The following is a 15,412-nucleotide window of genomic DNA, read 5'->3' on the forward strand; positions in this document are numbered from 1 at the left end:
CCGCGTGGGGAAAAAGCGTGGGGAGAAGGGCATCCCCACCACAGGTCAAGTTTAGCGGTCGCCTCCCCCCACACGAAGGCAGTCCACCCAATCGAGCACAAACGTAACGGGCATTGCGTACCAGCGGGCTCAGCTATTAAAGATCAAGGGATTTAGGGATGGAGATTATGGGCTGGGATAGGGCGTGCGGCCAGGTTCGGTCGGGTGAGGCCGGGTCGGGTGGGTTCGGGTCGGGTGGGTTCGGGTCGGGTCGGGTGGGGTCGGGGGCTCGTACTTTGGGCTGATCCGGGCGGGTGTTGAGCGCTATACCATCGGCTCGTGCCCGGTCTTCCGCGTTCCCTGTGGGACGAACCTCGACCGCCGCGTCCGCCGGGGCGGGTGTGGCGGGACTGGGTGTTGGTGGGGCTGTTGGTGCCGCTCGCGGTGCTCGAGGGTCTGCTGCGTCCGGAGTTGCCGTGGCGGGTGGTGTCGACGGTCGTGGTCGCCGGGCTGGTGCCGACCTTGCTCTGGCGTCGGACCATGCCCCTGGCCATGGTGGGTGTGGCCTTCGGCGGTACGGCGCTGTTGGCGTTGGCCGGTGTGCTCCCGCAGCTCTACACCACGGCGTTCCTGCTGGTCCTGCCTTACGCCCTGCTGCGGTGGGGGTCCGGGCGGGAGGTGGTGTTCGGGTTGGCGGTGCTGGTGGTCAAGGTCGGTGTCACAACCGCCGTTGGCGATGACAGCCTCGGTGCGGTGGTGGGTGGGGCGGCGGTCGTCCTCACCGCGATCGCGCTGGGTGCGGCGGCGCGGTATCGGGCCGGGGCTCGGTCGCGGGAGGTCGACCAGGTCAAGTCGCGGGAACGGGAGCGGTTGGCACGCGATCTGCACGACACGGTCGCCCATCACGTCTCAGCGATCGCGATCCGGGCCCAGGCCGGGTTGGCCACGGCGCCCACCAAGCCCGCGGCGGCCGCCGACGCGTTGCGGGTGATCGAGGGGGAGGCGTCGCGGGCGCTGGCCGAGATGCGGGCCATGGTCCGGGTGCTGCGTCGGGACGAGCCAGGTACGCGCGCGCCGGAGCCGGGGATCGCCGATGTCGAGCGGCTGGCCAGCCGGGGAAAGCCGGTCGTGGAGGTGGGGATCGTCGGTGCGGTCGGCGAACTGTCCCCCGCCATCGGCAGCGCGGTCTTCCGGCTTGCGCAGGAGTCGGTGACCAATGCGCGCAAGCACGCGCGGCATGCGACGAGGGTTGAGGTGCGGGTCACCGCTGATGACGAGTCGGTGCACCTGCGGGTGAGCGACGACGGTGACGGTGGCCCGGCCGGGGCGGGCGGATACGGCCTGATCGGCATGGTGGAGCGGGTCGGTCTGCTCGGTGGCACCTGCGTCGCGGGTCCCGACGCCGGTCGCGGCTGGACCGTGTCGGCCACGCTCCCCCGGGGCGGCGCGTGACGGGCCGCGTCCCCGGCGCCGGGCGGGGGCGGGCGGCGTGAGCATCCGGGTGGTGGTCGCCGACGACCAGGAGATCGTGCGCACCGGCCTGGCGATGATCCTCGACGCCCAGCCGGGGATCGAGGTGGTCGGCCAGGCCGCCGACGGGCGGGCGGCGGTGGCGCTGGCCCGGGAGCTGCGCCCGGACGTGTGCCTGTTCGACATCCGGATGCCCGAGCTGGACGGCATCGAGGCGACCCGGTTGCTGGCCGGGCCCGACGTCGCCGATCCGCCGGCCGTCGTGGTGATCACCACCTTCGACCTGGACGAGTACGTCTACGCGGCACTGCGGGCCGGGGCCCGGGGGTTCCTGGTCAAGGACGCGGGCGCCGGGCTGCTCACCCAGGCCGTGCACGCCGCCGCCAACGGGGACGCGCTCATCGCGCCGAGCATCACCGCGCGGCTGTTGCGGGCGTTCGCCGTCGGTGGTCCCACGGCCGCGCCGCGGCAGCCGGTGGAACCGCTCACCGAGCGGGAGGAGCAGGTGCTCCGCACTGTCGCGAGTGGACGGACGAACAACGAGATCGCCGACGAGCTGCACATCACGCTCAGCACGGTCAAGTCGCACGTGGCCAGCCTGATGGCCAAGATCGGCGCGCGGAACCGGGTCGAGGTCGCCATCTGGGCCTACGAGACCGAGCGGACCGGCGGACCGGGTCGGATCCCGCCGGACGGCGCCGATCGCAGGCGGCCGAAAGTATGACGCGACCGGGGGCCGATCTCCTGATGACCCGCCCCCCGGCGGGCGACACGATTGCCCGGTGCCCACGAGATCCCGCGAGACGCCCGCCTGGCGCCTGCCCACCGCCCTGATCGTGCTCAGCCTGGTCCCGGTGGTCGCGGGGGTCAGCCGCCTCACCAAGGTGGCCACGGCGGAACTCGGCGAGGGCAACGCCCGCTTCGCCGCCTCTCCCGTGCCGATCGTTCTGCACATCGTCGGCGCTGTCGCGTTCTGCGTCCTCGGCGCTTTCCAGTTCCCCCAACGCATCCGCCGCACCCACCCGCGCTGGCACCGCCTGGCGGGCCGCGCGTTGATCCCGTGTGGACTGATCGCGGCCCTCACCGGCGTGTGGATGACCCTGTACTACCCCCACCCGGTCGGTGACGGCCCGTTGCTCCTGGGGTTCCGCCTCGTCTTCGGCACCGCGATGGCCGTCGCCCTGACCCTGGGCTACCTGACGGTCCGGCGGCGCGACTTCCGCGCCCACCGCGCCTGGATGATCCGCGGCTACGCGATCGGGCAGGGCGCGGGCACGCAGGTGCTGACCGGTCTCCCGTGGGCCATCGCCTTCGGCCAACCCGACGAACTCACCCGCGCCCTGCTCCTGGGCGCGAGCTGGGTCGTCAACATCGCGGTCGCCGAGTGGGTCATCCGCAGGTCACCGAGACCAGCGGCACGACCCGTGCTGGGGTGACGAGCAGGCACCGCTCAGAACGCGGCGATGGTGTCGGGGGCGCGCTCGGCGCGGGTGAGGGCGCGCAACAGGGCGGTGGCGCCGTGCCTGCGGAGCGACAGTCGGGTCAGGAGGGCCAGGACTGGGTCGACGACCTCGGGGGCAAAGGTCGGGGTGGGCACGCCGACGCTGACCGCGAGGTCGTCGGAGTGGACGGTGAGCTCCATCAACCGGGTCATCAAGAAGTCGTCCAGCGACAGCGCGTACGGGCCCCAGGTCGGCATCCGGACCGAGCGCGCGGTCCCGAGCGCGGCAGGCAACTCGGCCAGGGCGGCGTCGACCCGGGCCAGCAGCTCCTCCGGCCCACCCGCGGCATCGCGCTCACCGGCGGCGAGGATGCCCTGGTTGGACTGGTCGTCGAGGGTGGCGTTGATCCAGCGGGCCCGGTTGAAGTGCTCCAACAGCGGCACGACCTCCTCATCGGGCTCCGGCTCGGCCAGCACCCGCGCGGTGAGGTGGACCTGCTGAGCCAGGTGCGCGGCCAGCCCACCGACGGTGAAGCCACTCAACGCACTCGCCCCAGCCCACGCGGCGGCCACGGCAGGCGCACGCAGCAACTCGGTGGCGGTGCGAGCAGTCGCCAGGAAGTCCTCGGCCGTGCCCATGCTCTCCTCCAGTGATCAACCCCAGTGATCCGGCCACGGCCAGACTATTGCCCGCGGCCGGCAGGTAACCCCCGATGTCAACTCTTCCAGGTGGGGACGACAGAACTCGGCGGCTCGGCTGCAGTTGTCCACAGGTGGCGCACGGGAGCAACACAGCCGGGCAGAGCCGACGAGGGACAGCCAGCCAAGACAGGACCAGACCGACCGGACCAACCAGCTCGGCTGGATTCGACCAGCACGGCGACGTCCGCTCGCCCAGCCTCAACTAGACTCGACCAACACGCCGGGTTGACCAGTCCACCCCGACCGACCCGGCTCGACCGGGCGTGGACAGCCCGGCCACGTCAGTCAGCGACCCAGCACAGCCGGCTCAACTCGATCCAACCAACCCGCCGAGTTGACCAGCCGACCCGGCTCGACCGGGCGCGGACTGCCCGGCCACGTCAGTCAGCGACCCGGCGGGCTTGCCGGTTCCACCGGCCGTCCAGTTCGACTCGGCCAACTCGATCATCTGGAGCCGGCTGGCCTGGAGAGCCGCGTGGACCCGGTCAGGGCAGCAGGTGGGCGTAGCTGGACGGGTTCAGACGCAGGAACTCCGCGAACGATTGCGCCGGGCGGCCGGTGAGCCGGGGCACCGTGTCCGACACCGTGCTCAGTTCGCCGGTGGCGATCGCCGTGTACGACGTCACCCAGCCTGCGACCTCGAAGGCTGGGGCGCCGTAGCCGGCGCGGGACTCGTAGGCCTCGGCCTCGGTCTCCTCCTGGTAGGCGACCGGGCGGCCGGTGACCCGGGTCAGTTCCTCGGCGGCCTCGGCCAGGGTGATGGCCTCGGGGCCGGTGACGTCGAGGACCTGCCCGTCGTGCGCGGGGTCGAGCAGCACGGCGGCGGCAACTGCGGCGACGTCGGCCGGGGTCACCGCGCTGACCCGGCCGTCGGCCGCGGGGCCGCGCAGGATGCCGTCGGCGCCGGTCATCGCGGGCAGGCCGGAGCTGTAGGTGCTGTCGCGCAGCGCTACGAACGGCACGCCCGTGGACCGCAGGTGCTGCTCGGTGTGCCAGTGGTCGCGGCCGAAGGTGAACGTGCAGTCGGCCGCCGCGCCGAGGAACGAGGTGTAGACGATCCGCTGGACGCCCGCGGCGACGGCGGCGTCGATGGCGGTGGTGTGCTCGTGGACGCGGTCCGCCGACTCGCGGGCCGAGACGAGCAGCAGCACGTCGGTGCCCGCCAGCGCCGTGCGCAGGCCCTCGGCGTCGGCGTACTCCGCGCCGCGCACCGCGGTGGCGTCGGGGAGGTCCGGCAGGGTGCTCGGGTCGCGGGCGACCAGTCGCTGGGTGGCGCCCGCGGCCGCCAGCAGCCGGGCGACCCGTCCGCCGATGTTGCCGCTGGCTCCGGTGACCGTGATGACGGGACTCATCGACTTCGCTCCTGACCTCCGGGCCGCACTTCCGACCCGGCAAGCATCCCCGATGGCCCCGCCGGGCGCACCCGCGGGGACCGTGCCGAGTGGACGGCCGGGGTCTCAGCCGAAGCGGCCGTTGACGTAGTCGGCGGTGCGCTGGTCGGCGGGCCGGTGGAAGATCTGCTCGGTCGAGCCGGACTCGACGATGTGGCCGGGGGTGCCCGCCTCGGCCAGGAAGAACGCGCAGTGCTGGGAGACCCGGGCCGCCTGCTGCATGTTGTGCGTCACGATCACGATGGTGACCTCGCGGCGCAGCTCGGCGATGGTCTCCTCGATCCGCCGGGTCGAGGTCGGGTCGAGCGCGGAGCACGGCTCGTCCATCAGCAGCACGTCCGGGCGCACCGCCAGCGACCGGGCGATGCACAGCCGCTGCTGCTGCCCGCCGGAGAGCGCGCCGCCGCGCGCCTTGAGCCGGTCCTTGACCTCGCGCCACAGCCCGGCCTTGCCCAGGCACTGCTCGACGATGTCGTCGCGGTCGCCGCGCGGCACCCGGGCGCCGACGAGCTTGAGGCCGGCGAGCACGTTGTCCGCGATGGACATCGCCGGGAACGGGTTGGGCTTCTGGAACACCATCCCGATCCGCTTGCGGGTGGCGGTGATCTTCTCCCCGGCCGCGTAGATGTCCAGGCCGTCCAGCAGCACCTCGCCCGCCAGCGCCGCGGACGGCACGAGCTCGTGCATCCGGTTCAGCGTGCGCAGGAACGTCGACTTGCCACACCCGGACGGCCCGATCAGCGCGGTGACGGTGCCCGCACGCATCTCCAGCGACACCCGCTCGAGCACCTTGTGGCTGCCGAACCACGCCGACACCCGCCGCGCGGCCAACGTCGAACCACCCGGCGCGCGCTCGGCGACCAGGGTCGCGGTGGCCGGGTTTCCGTTGCCGGGGAACGATTCCGTGTGGGTGCTCACGCCGCGGATGCTAGGACCACCGGGGAACCGGGAGGTGAATGGCCGGTTCACCCAGCATGACGGCGATTTTCCGGCAGCAGTTGGGTGCTAGTTCACCGGCTGGGCGCACGATCTTGACCGGCCGGCAGTAGAGCGCCGACATCTGTTGTCGGCAAGGTGAAGGAGCCTCATTCGGGGCAGAGAACGTTGAAGGACAAGGAGAATCTCTCGATGCGCTCCACCTTCCGCAAGGGCCTGCTGGCGTCTGTCACCGCGCTCGCGGTGTCCGCCCTGCTCGCCACCTCCACCGCCGCCGCCGACCCGGGCTTCGTCCCCGACGCCGACGACGCGGTCGGCACCGGCTCGGACACCACCGAGCTCGTGCTCAACGCGCTGGCGACCTCCTACAACGCGACCTCGCCGACCGTGCGGCTCGCGTCGTGGGACGCCCCCACCCTGGGGCAGCCCAACCCGCCGATCGTGCTGCGTTCGGGCACCACCGCGATCCCGCGGCCGAACGGCTCGGGCGCGGGCATCACCGAGCTCAAGCGCTCGGGCACCCCGACCAACTTCGCGCGGTCCTCCCGGGCTCGCCAGGCCACCGACGGCGCGACCGTGATCTTCCTGCCGTTCGCCAAGGACGTCATCAACTACGCGGTGGCCAACACCACCAACGCGGCGCTCAACCTGACCGCCGCGGAGCTCAAGACCATCTTCGAGTGCACCGCCACCACGTGGAGCGCCGTGCGCACGGGCCTGCCCGCCACGACCATCGCCCCCGTCCTGCCGCAGGCGGGTTCCGGCACCCGGACGACCTTCCTCGCCTCGATCGGCAACGCCGTTCCGGGTTCCTGCGTCGTCGAGGTCCAGGAGAACGACCCGACCCCGATCTCGGGCAACCCCAACCGGATCGGCCCGTTCTCCGCGGGTCGCTTCGCCGTGCTGCCCACCCCGAAGCCCATCCAGCTGAACACCGGGGGCTACAGCGGCCCGCGCAAGCTCTACAACGTCGTCATCGACACCAACGGTGGTGGCGTGCTCAACGGTGGCACCGCCGCCGCGCTGCAGCCGATCTTCGGCACCGGCAACCCGACCGCCGCGGGTGTGGGCGCGGGCTGGATCTGCGGTTCCGCCGCCACCTCGGTGATCTCCGGCCAGGGCTTCACCCAGCTGACCGCCGTCGAGAAGTGCGGCAAGGCGGAATAGTCCGACCCGCTTGAGCGGAAAGCCCGGAGGTGCGGTCGCGCCTCCGGGCTTTCCCTTGTCCAGCGGGCAGATCAGACCGCCGGGTTCAGCGTGGTCTTGACGTAGCCGTAGACGAAGCCCTGGGAGAACAGCTCGTCGAAGCCGAGGTTGCGGTTGAGCGCGTCGGCACCGGCCTGGGTCAGCACCAGCGGGGCACCGGCCGAGGTCGGGGCACCGAGGGTGAACAGGTCGATCCGGCGGGAGAGGTTCTCGTAGCCGGTGAGCACGCCGCGGTTCTTGTCGATGACCAGCGACCACCACACCTCGACGCCGTCCGGGGTGGTCAGCAGCAGCGCGCCGCGGTGCTCGACGGTGCCGTCGTTGGGGTTGCCCACGACGTCGAAGGTCTGGGTGGTCTGGCCGTTGACGGTCTGCACCCGACCGCCGATCACCAGGCTCTGGATGCCGAAGTAGCCCAGCGACTCGACCGCGGCGGGGTCGACCAGGATGTCGGATCTGCCGACCACCGGCTGCCCGAGGGCGAATGCCGCGGCGGGCACGGAGGGCGCCGGGGCAGCGGTCGCCGCGGTGCCGGCGCCGAACAGCAGACCGGTCGCGATCGCGACGACCGAGACCGCCTTGGCCACGGAGACCAAACGAGTGCGCATCTTCTTTCCTCCTCTGGCGGCACTGGGTTGTGCCGATGAGGATCTTGGCGTGCGGCCGCACCGGTGCGCGCGCCCGATCGCGACGTTGGCGAAGCAGACCACTGCGGGCAGCGGCTGGTTAACCGCGATCTTCCAAAGAGGACCGACGCCGGTCACCCGGCGCCGGTCCACTACTCCGCTTGCCTCACAACAGGTTGGGCAACAGGCGCAACCCGGTGTCGTAGACGTTCCACAGCACCGCCAGGGCCACCGGCAGTCCGATCAGCAGTGCCTGCGGCCGTCCCAGGGTGGCCCGCAGCCAGGCGATCCCCGCGAAGGTCAATGCCAACAAGGGCAGCCACAGGGTCAGCAGCAGCATCCCGGAGGTGTCCGAGCGCATCGCCTTCTCCGCGGGCGGCACGATCTGCGGGCGGCGCACCGGCGCGGGCTGGGCCTCGCCCTCGACGAGCGAGGCATCCACGTACACAGTGGACTCAGGTAGGAAGAGCCGCCCCTCGGCGGTGACCAGCGTGAGCCGGGAACCGCCGTCGGTCAACGGAGCCGGGACCGGGTCGCCGTCGCGCCGGATCCCGTCGACCAGGTAGGCGAACTCCCCCTGCCCGGTGACCACGCGGATCTCGTTGCCCGGGACCAGTTTCACCACATCGGCGAACGGGCCGCCGTACGCGGCGCGGCGGCCGTAGAGCAGCGACACGCCGAACTGGCCGGGCAGCGCGGTGTCCCGCCGGTGGCCGACCCCGGAGGTGAGGTCACCGGACGCGGTGCCCTCGACCACGACCTGGCGCAGGCCCAGCGCGGGCACGGTGAGCACCGCGACCGGTGTGCCGGGCTCGATCACCGGTAGCGGCCCGTGGTCGCTGAACGGGGCGGCCGTGCCCGCGGCCAACTGCTCGCGCAGCTGGTCGTAGAGCAGGGCCTGCTCGTGGTTGGCCTGCAGCGGCGTGAGGAACACCGTGAACGCGACGAACCCGAGCATCAGCACCGCGAAGATCGCCAGGGCGGAGATGAACGGGTTCAGCGGCCGCCGGGGTGGCGGCGGCTCCTCCGCGTCAGCACCGTCCTGCTCGTGGTACTCGCTGTCGCCCTCGTACTCGTCGTACCCGTCCGACTCCCCGTCGGCCACGTCGATCCAGTGTGGACCGTCACCGGCCTCGCGGTGCCGACCCGCCGAGGTGAGCGTCATCCGCCAACTCCCGAGCGCCTGCCCGGCATCCTGGACCACAGTCCGGTGAACAGCCGGTGCACCGGGTTGCCCGGTCGCGATCCCAGTGCCCAGAGCGGGACGACGATCGCGGCCAGCAGGCCGAGCGCGAGGATGATCGGCAGTCCCCACCGCAGGAAGCCGCTGCGGTCGGCCCTGGTGTCGACCGCGGCCCGCTTGGCCGCCTGGGCGGCGGGGTTCACGGGGACGTCCCCGGCGGACGGAGCAGGCGCGGGAGCGGGGGCCGCACCCGGGGCGGCGCCGGTTCCACCGGTCCCCGGGGTCCCCGCCGTGCCACCCGCGGCGGCCGCGCCACCGGGCCCGGTGCCGATGGCGGCCGGGTTCGTGAACGGGGCCGTCGGTACCTCGGCTTTCTGCGCCCGAACCGCGGCGGCGACCTGCGTGGTCTGCACGCGCAGCTCGTCGGGCAACGGGAGGTAGCCCTCGGGCAGGTTGCCGATGTCGGGGCCGGGGACCTGACCCGCCCCGGCGGCGTACTCCAGGACCTTGGCGTAGCGGCCGCCCACGTCCGCGGTCAGCCCGGAGGTCGCCACCGCCGCGTAGTCGATCTTGGTGCCGGGGTAGCCGTGCGCGTCGAGCTTGGCGTAGTCGATGCCCACCACCCCGGACGCCTTGTCCAGCACACCGGAGCGGACGGCGGCGAGCATGCTCTCCGGGGTGGGTCCGACGAAGATCGGCTTGCCCTGGGCGTCCTTGGCGCCGGTGGAGAGCTTCGCGATCGGCAGCCGGGACCGGATGGCGCCCGCCAGGTCGGTGATGCCGATGACACCCCGAACACCCACGTTCTGCTGGGCGGCGCGCTTGAAGCCGCCGTTGTCGGTGTCCCACAGGGTGGTCTGCAGCGGTAGGGCGTTCTGCACCAGCGGGGCGATGTCGCGCAGCTTCGACGAGCGCTGGGCGAGCATCTCACCCAGCTGCTGCGGGTGCCGCGAGCACGTGTAGTCCCCGGTGGCCCCCTTGCACATACCCCCCTTGTCCGGCTTGGCGTTGGGGTCGCCGACGAAGCTGTCCCGGTAGTCGAACTCGTCCGCGGGCGTGGCCCAGTCCCGGAACGCCGGGTTGACCGTGGTGTGCCACGGGTCCGGCTCACCCTTGAGGAACGCGGCGGCCTCCGGGTCGGCCAGCAGCCAGCGGATCACCGCGTTGGGCACGTCACCGTCGCCGGTCACCAGGATCGGGGTCGACAGCGCCGGGTTGAGGATCTCCGCCCCCAGGTCGGGGTTGAGCGCGAGGAACTCCTTGTCGGTGAACAGGGTCTCCGGTGCGCCGGGGAGGAACCTCGCGGTCGGGTCGGCCTTGCCGTCCTCGGCCTGGCCGATCCACCGGCCGCGGTAGCTCTGGGTGATCAGCTTGGCGACCAGCCGGGCGTTGAGCCGGAAGTCGGTGAGCTGGCGCAGGTTGTCCGCCCGGTCGACCATGAAGGTGAAGGCGAAACCGCTGATGGCGACCGGCGCGAACGCGGTCGGCCTGCCGGACTCGTCCGGCGGGATCGGCCTGCTGCCCACCACGAAGTTCTGCGTGGTGCGGTTGTACTGGCGGCGTGCCTCGCCCTCGCCGATCGGCGTGTAGCTGGTGGGCACCGCACCGGCGCCGGAGCAGAGCGCCGGGACCCAGCGGTAGATCGCGTCGGTCGCGGTCTCGGCCCCCATCATCGGCAGTCTGGACCCGGACTCGACCGGGCAGAAGCCCTCCGGCGGCAGGAAGGACAGCGGGAAGACCGCGCGGTTGCGCCAGTTGGAGCCCGACAGCGCGAACCAGAAGCTGTTGATCTGGGTGTAGGAGTCCGATGTGCCGTCGTTGCAGATGTCCTGTGTGTCGGGCGTGCAGCCCATGGGACGGATCGGCACCACGACCAGCGAGCACTCGATGGGCGGCTGGCCCGCCGCGGGGCTGCGCCCGCAGCCCAGCGAGTTCGGCATCTCGTCGCCGGTGCGCACCTCGAAGTCGACGCCCCCGGTGCCGTCGGCGCCGGTGAAGGTGATCCGGGACTGCCTGCCGAAGGTGTACCAGTCGGCGGGGTGGTCGGAGATGTTCTGGCAGGTCCCGACGCACGGGTCGAGGGTGTGCCGCACGCCCTCGACGTCGCGGAACAGCAGGGTGTCCGGCCGCTCGGTCGGGTCCGCGGCCTCGACGGGGTCGTAGCCGCGCGGGGCGTAGCGCTCGCCGCTGGAGTCGCCCCAGACGCAGTCCTCGCGGACCGGGTCGGTGCCCCGGCACTGCATGAGCGCGACGGTGAACCGCTCGTTGGACGGCGACAGCGCGTTGTAGGGGAGGTTGCCCGCGTTGTTGGTCGGCACGAAGCCCGACCAGTCCACGCGCACGGCCTCGCGGCGCATCTTCTGGGTCTTGCTGACGGTCACCTTGCCCTGGCTGCCGTCCTCGAACGTCAGGGTCTTGCTCGCGGCGCCGGGCTCGGCGGCCGACGCGGTCGGCGGGGTGGTCGCGGTGAGCCCCGTCGCGACGAGCAGCGCGGCGGCGACCAGCACCCGCGTCAGTCGTGAGGGTCTGGTGTCCCGCATGGCGGTTCGCTCCTGGGTGGTGGGTCGGCCCCTGGTCTTCATGCCCGCTGTCGTGCCCGCTGTCCTGCCCGTCCTCATGCCTGCCGCCTCCTGGCCAGCCTGCGGGCGACGAAGGCGGGCAGGATGAGCACGAGCAGCAGCTCGACCACCGCCAAGCCGCCGAACAGGGACGTCGTGGAGTCGTCGCGGTAGGCGGCGAGTTCGGTGGCGGTGCCGTAGGCCGCGCCGGTCGTGCCGGTGCCGTTGTCGGTTCCCGCGGGCAGGCCGGTCTCCGGGTCGACGGCGCCCGGGCCACCCGCGGCCACCGGTACACCGCCGGTTCCCGCGCCGGTGCCAGTGCCCGTACCCGTGCCGGTTCCCGTCCCGGTGCCGGTGCCGCCGTTGCCCGCACCCGCGCCACCCGGGGTCGGGCCGCGGCCGGCGGCAGGTGGGATGCCGCCCGCCTCGGTGCACGGGCCCTTGCCCTTGCGGTCGCAGTCCGGGGGCTGGGGTGCCTTCTCCGCCAGCAGGTTGCGCGCCGGGTTGGCCGCGTCGAAGGTGGGGTTGTTGCACTTGCTCGCGTCGAGCAGCTTGTCCTCGTGCCCCGGGATCCGCTTCACCTGGTCGAACCCGGCCTGCACCAGATTCAGCGGCAGCGGCGAGTACCCGAGCGCGCCCGCCTTCTGCTGGCCCTCGCACAGGAAGTAGAACGCGAACGCCGACAGCGTCCGCCCCCGGGCCTTGGTCATCGGCAGTTCCGGGTTGGCGTTCTGGTCGTCGGTCGCGGGCACGATCATGTACGAGTACGACGAGAGCGGGTACGTCCGCGCGTCCGCGTTGCCGTAGACGCCGTCGAGGATCTGCGTGAGGTAGACCTTGGGGTCGCGGTTGGCGGTCTCGATCCGGGCCTTGGTCAGCGCCACAGCCACGTTGTACTCGGTGGGCAGCGTGTAGACGCCCGCGTCGTTGAGGATCTTGGCCACCGGCCAGTCGCGCTTGTTCTTGGCGTAGGAGTACTCCACGTAGCCGATGGCGCCGTCGCCGTAGTTGGCCGAGACGTAGCCGGCGACCGCGTCGCTGCCGTTCTGCGCGACGAACTTGTTGCCCGGGTTGGGGAAGTACGAGGTGAAGCCGGTGCGGCCGAAGAACGGGCGCCAGATGCCTGGGTACCGCTTGTCCAGGTAGGTGGTGAACTGCGCGGTGGTGCCCGAGCCGTCCGAGCGGACCACCGGGATGATCTTCTTGCTGGGCAGCGCGCTGCCGTTGTTGTCCGCGGTGATCGCCGCGTCGTTCCAGTTGGTGATCTGGCCGGTGAAGATCTTGGCCACCGTCTCGCCGGAGAGCCGCAGCCCGCGCACCGGCTGGCCGCCGACCTTGACCTGGTACATGAACGCGGTGCCACCGGCCACGATCGGCATGTAGCCGAACGCCCGGCCCGCCGAGTCGTCGATCACGCCGCGGTCGTCGGCGCCCTGCTGGTAGGGGATCTCCGAGACGCCGAAGACGGTCTGCCGCTGGGCGTACATGGTCCGGCCCCGGGTGGAGCCGACCGACTCGTAGTTGACCCGGATGCCGTTGGCGGCGACGTCGCCGATCCAGGTCCCGATCGCGTTGGCGCTCCAGGTCGACCCGGAGCCGTTGATCGGCTCGTAGGCCTGGGCCGCGGCCGCCCCGGCGCCCGGCCCGGCCGCGGTGGCCGCGGTCAGGACCAGCACGGACAGGGTGGCTCCGAGGCGCGTGCGCCACTTGGGCACGGGCATTGCGCTATCCCACTTTCCGACGGCGGACATCAGCGGCCACCCCGGCGGGTGCGGGCGACCAGGCGAGCGGTGATGAACAGGGCCAGGACGATGATCAGCAGCACGGTGGCCGCGCCGAACGCGCGCTTGGCCATCGCCTCGGCGGGCAGCTTGAAGGTCTGGTAGACGAACAGCGGCAGCGAGGTCTGCCAGTCGTCGAACGGGTTGGCGTTGACGAACTGGCTGTACCCGGCGGTGAGCAGCACCGGCGAGGTCTCCCCCGCGCCGCGCGCGACACCCAGGATCAGCGCGGTCGCCAGGCCGGGGCGGGCGGTGGGCAGCACCACCCGCCAGATCGTCTGCCAGCGCGAGGACCCCAGCGCCAGGCTGGCCTCGCGCAAACCGTTGGGCACCAGGCGGAGCACCACGTCCGCCGACCGGGTGATGATCGGCAGCATCATCACGCTCAGCGCCAGCGCGGCGGCGAAACCGCTGCGCGGCACCCCGGCGAGCTGGATGACCGCGACGTAGATGAACAGACCGGCCACGATGGACGGCAGCCCGGTCATCGCCTCCACCAGCGTGCGCACCACCCGGGCGAGCCTGCCGCCGACCTCGGTCATGAACACCGCGGTCGCCACCGCCAGCGGCAGCGTGATCACGATGGCGATGGCCAACTGCTCCAGGGTGCCGATGATGGCGTGCAGCACCCCGCCCTGCCCCAGGTCCGTGGGGTCGGAGTAGGTGAGCTCCTGGGTGTAGAAGTTGCTGTGCGACATGGCCTCCAGGCCACGGGCGACGGTGTAGCCGACGACGAACACCAGCGTCGTGCCGACCATGGCGGCCCCGGTGCGCACCGCCACCCCCGCGACCCGGTCGGCCACCTCGACCACGCCGTGGCGCTGCAGCGTGACCAGGACGTAGACCAGCAGGAAGGCCGCGTACCAGCAGACCAGGAAGCCGAGCAGCCCGGAGGTGGGCAGCAGGCGCTGGTAGGCCAGCCACACCAGCGCGAAACCGGCGACGGCGGACCCCACGAGCTCGGCGCGGTCCTCGGGTGAGCGCGAGCGCAGCACCCGGCGCGGCTCGTCGACGGGCGCGTCCCGGGTGTCGGGGTCGGCCTCGGGCCGGATCTGGACGGTGGTCATGGCGCGGCTCCTAGATGTCCGTCGCGGAGCCGCTGCGGCTGCGGGAGACCACGATCGCGGCGAGGGTGTTGATCAGCAGGGTGAACGCGAAGAGCACCAGGCCCGCGGCCAGCAGCGCGGACAGCTGCAGCGCCGAGGACTCCCCGAAGCGCAGCGCGATCAGCGAGGAGACGGTGATCTCGCCGTTCTCCAGCACCCGGAAGTCCAGGTCGAACGCGGGCGAGATGATCATCGCGACGGCGATGGTCTCGCCCAGCGCGCGGCCGAGGCCGAGCATGGTGCCGCCGATGATCCCGCCGCGGCCGAACGGCAGCACGACCGCGCGCACCATGCCCCAGCGGGTGGAACCCAGTGCCAGTGCGGCCTCCCGCTCCCCCGGCGGCGCCTGGGCGAACACCTCGCGCATCACCGACGCGGCGATCGGCAGCACCATCAGCGCCACCACCACGCCCGCGATGAACGCCGAGGAGGTGTACCGGGACGCCTCCCACCCGGCGGCGTCCGGGTCGGTGTCGACGTCCAGGAACGGGATGAACGAACCGAACGCCTGGTGCAGCCAGCGGGCCAGGTAGATGATCTGCGGCTGCAGGAAGTAGAAGCCCCACAGGCCGTAGACGACGCTGGGCACCGCGGCCATCAGGTCGAGCAGGCTGACCAGCGTGGCCCTGATCCGCGGCGGGGCGTACTCGGAGATGTAGAGAGCGGTGGTCAGCGCCAGCGGGAACGCGACCAGGATCGCGATCGCCGCGACCACCACGGTGCCCGGCAGGATCGCCGCGATCCCGAGCGCGTTGTTCTCCGGGTTCCACTGCAGCTCGGAGAAGAACCGCCAGCCGAAGGTGTCGAAGGCGATCCCGGACTGGGTGGCCAGGAAGACCCCGATGCCACCGGTGATGGCCAGCACGAGCAGGCCCGCGCCGCGGGCGAGGGTCTGGAACACCTTGTCGTCGAGGGTGCTGCGGACCTTCAGCCGCCGCGGTCGGTCACTGTCGGTGGCCGAGTCCGGCGGCCGGACATCGGTGTCGCTCACGGGACTGGTCCTTTCCGGGGAAACCGCGATCACGCGGCGGAA

General features: G+C 71.9%; 13 protein-coding genes. 4 read left to right on the forward strand and 9 right to left on the reverse strand.

Annotation, left to right across the window (positions count from 1 at the left end; translation table 11 throughout):
• The first annotated feature begins 318 nt into the window (after window positions 1-318).
• The 3 genes from QSK30_RS32830 to QSK30_RS32840 are packed head-to-tail and all read left to right on the forward strand — an operon-like array spanning window position 319 to window position 2,885.
• Window positions 319-1,431 (forward strand): sensor histidine kinase, encoded by a 1,113-nt coding sequence (locus QSK30_RS32830; protein ID WP_285508951.1) that lies wholly within the window; start codon window positions 319-321, stop codon window positions 1,429-1,431.
• 37 nt (window positions 1,432-1,468) lie between these two features.
• Complete coding sequence (locus tag QSK30_RS32835) at window positions 1,469-2,173, forward strand: response regulator (RefSeq protein WP_285508953.1); 705 nt, start codon at window positions 1,469-1,471, stop codon at window positions 2,171-2,173.
• Window positions 2,174-2,231: 58 nt separating this feature from the next.
• Window positions 2,232-2,885 (forward strand): DUF2306 domain-containing protein, encoded by a 654-nt coding sequence (locus tag QSK30_RS32840; RefSeq protein WP_285508954.1) that lies wholly within the window; start codon window positions 2,232-2,234, stop codon window positions 2,883-2,885.
• A 14-nt stretch (window positions 2,886-2,899) separates the two neighbouring features.
• Here the strand turns inward: QSK30_RS32840 and QSK30_RS32845 are convergent, their stop codons facing one another.
• The 3 genes from QSK30_RS32845 to QSK30_RS32855 all read right to left on the reverse strand — a co-directional run bounded on the left by QSK30_RS32845 (window position 2,900) and on the right by QSK30_RS32855 (window position 5,847).
• On the reverse strand, window positions 2,900-3,529 hold the full coding sequence (locus tag QSK30_RS32845) for a maleylpyruvate isomerase N-terminal domain-containing protein (protein ID WP_285508957.1): 630 nt from the start codon (window positions 3,527-3,529) through the stop codon (window positions 2,900-2,902).
• Window positions 3,530-4,077: 548 nt separating this feature from the next.
• Window positions 4,078-4,944, reverse strand: coding sequence for an SDR family oxidoreductase (locus QSK30_RS32850; RefSeq protein ID WP_285508959.1), 867 nt, complete (start codon window positions 4,942-4,944; stop codon window positions 4,078-4,080).
• 105 nt (window positions 4,945-5,049) lie between these two features.
• Window positions 5,050-5,847, reverse strand: coding sequence for a phosphate ABC transporter ATP-binding protein (locus QSK30_RS32855; RefSeq protein ID WP_502871926.1), 798 nt, complete (start codon window positions 5,845-5,847; stop codon window positions 5,050-5,052).
• 264 nt (window positions 5,848-6,111) lie between these two features.
• On the opposite strand from QSK30_RS32855, the gene QSK30_RS32860 reads away from it, so the two are divergent.
• On the forward strand, window positions 6,112-7,086 hold the full coding sequence (locus tag QSK30_RS32860; RefSeq protein WP_285508961.1) for a PstS family phosphate ABC transporter substrate-binding protein: 975 nt from the start codon (window positions 6,112-6,114) through the stop codon (window positions 7,084-7,086).
• A 71-nt stretch (window positions 7,087-7,157) separates the two neighbouring features.
• On the opposite strand, the gene QSK30_RS32865 is transcribed toward QSK30_RS32860, so the two are convergent.
• The 6 genes from QSK30_RS32865 to pstC form a co-directional block, all read right to left on the reverse strand.
• Entirely contained in the window at window positions 7,158-7,733 is a 576-nt protein-coding gene (locus QSK30_RS32865) for a hypothetical protein (RefSeq protein ID WP_285508962.1), read from the reverse strand.
• Window positions 7,734-7,917: 184 nt separating this feature from the next.
• Window positions 7,918-8,916, reverse strand: coding sequence for a sortase domain-containing protein (locus QSK30_RS32870; RefSeq protein ID WP_285508964.1), 999 nt, complete (start codon window positions 8,914-8,916; stop codon window positions 7,918-7,920).
• Window positions 8,913-11,552, reverse strand: coding sequence for a hypothetical protein (locus QSK30_RS32875; RefSeq protein WP_285508966.1), 2,640 nt, complete (start codon window positions 11,550-11,552; stop codon window positions 8,913-8,915). The genes QSK30_RS32870 and QSK30_RS32875 overlap by 4 nt, the downstream gene beginning before the upstream one ends.
• On the reverse strand, window positions 11,549-13,213 hold the full coding sequence (locus tag QSK30_RS32880) for a phosphate ABC transporter substrate-binding protein PstS (RefSeq protein ID WP_285508967.1): 1,665 nt from the start codon (window positions 13,211-13,213) through the stop codon (window positions 11,549-11,551). Before QSK30_RS32880 ends, QSK30_RS32875 begins: the two co-directional genes overlap by 4 nt.
• Before the next feature lie 29 nt (window positions 13,214-13,242).
• On the reverse strand, window positions 13,243-14,340 hold the full coding sequence (gene pstA / locus QSK30_RS32885) for a phosphate ABC transporter permease PstA (RefSeq protein ID WP_285508968.1): 1,098 nt from the start codon (window positions 14,338-14,340) through the stop codon (window positions 13,243-13,245).
• Between the two features lie 10 nt (window positions 14,341-14,350).
• A complete protein-coding gene (pstC, locus tag QSK30_RS32890) occupies window positions 14,351-15,370 on the reverse strand; it encodes a phosphate ABC transporter permease subunit PstC (RefSeq protein ID WP_285508969.1) in 1,020 nt (339 codons plus the stop codon).
• Between the last annotated feature and the right edge of the window lie 42 nt (window positions 15,371-15,412).

Origin of the sequence: Actinokineospora sp. NBRC 105648, assembly GCF_030269645.1 — a bacterium.
In the GTDB taxonomy this organism is placed as follows: Bacteria; Actinomycetota; Actinomycetes; order Mycobacteriales; family Pseudonocardiaceae; genus Actinokineospora.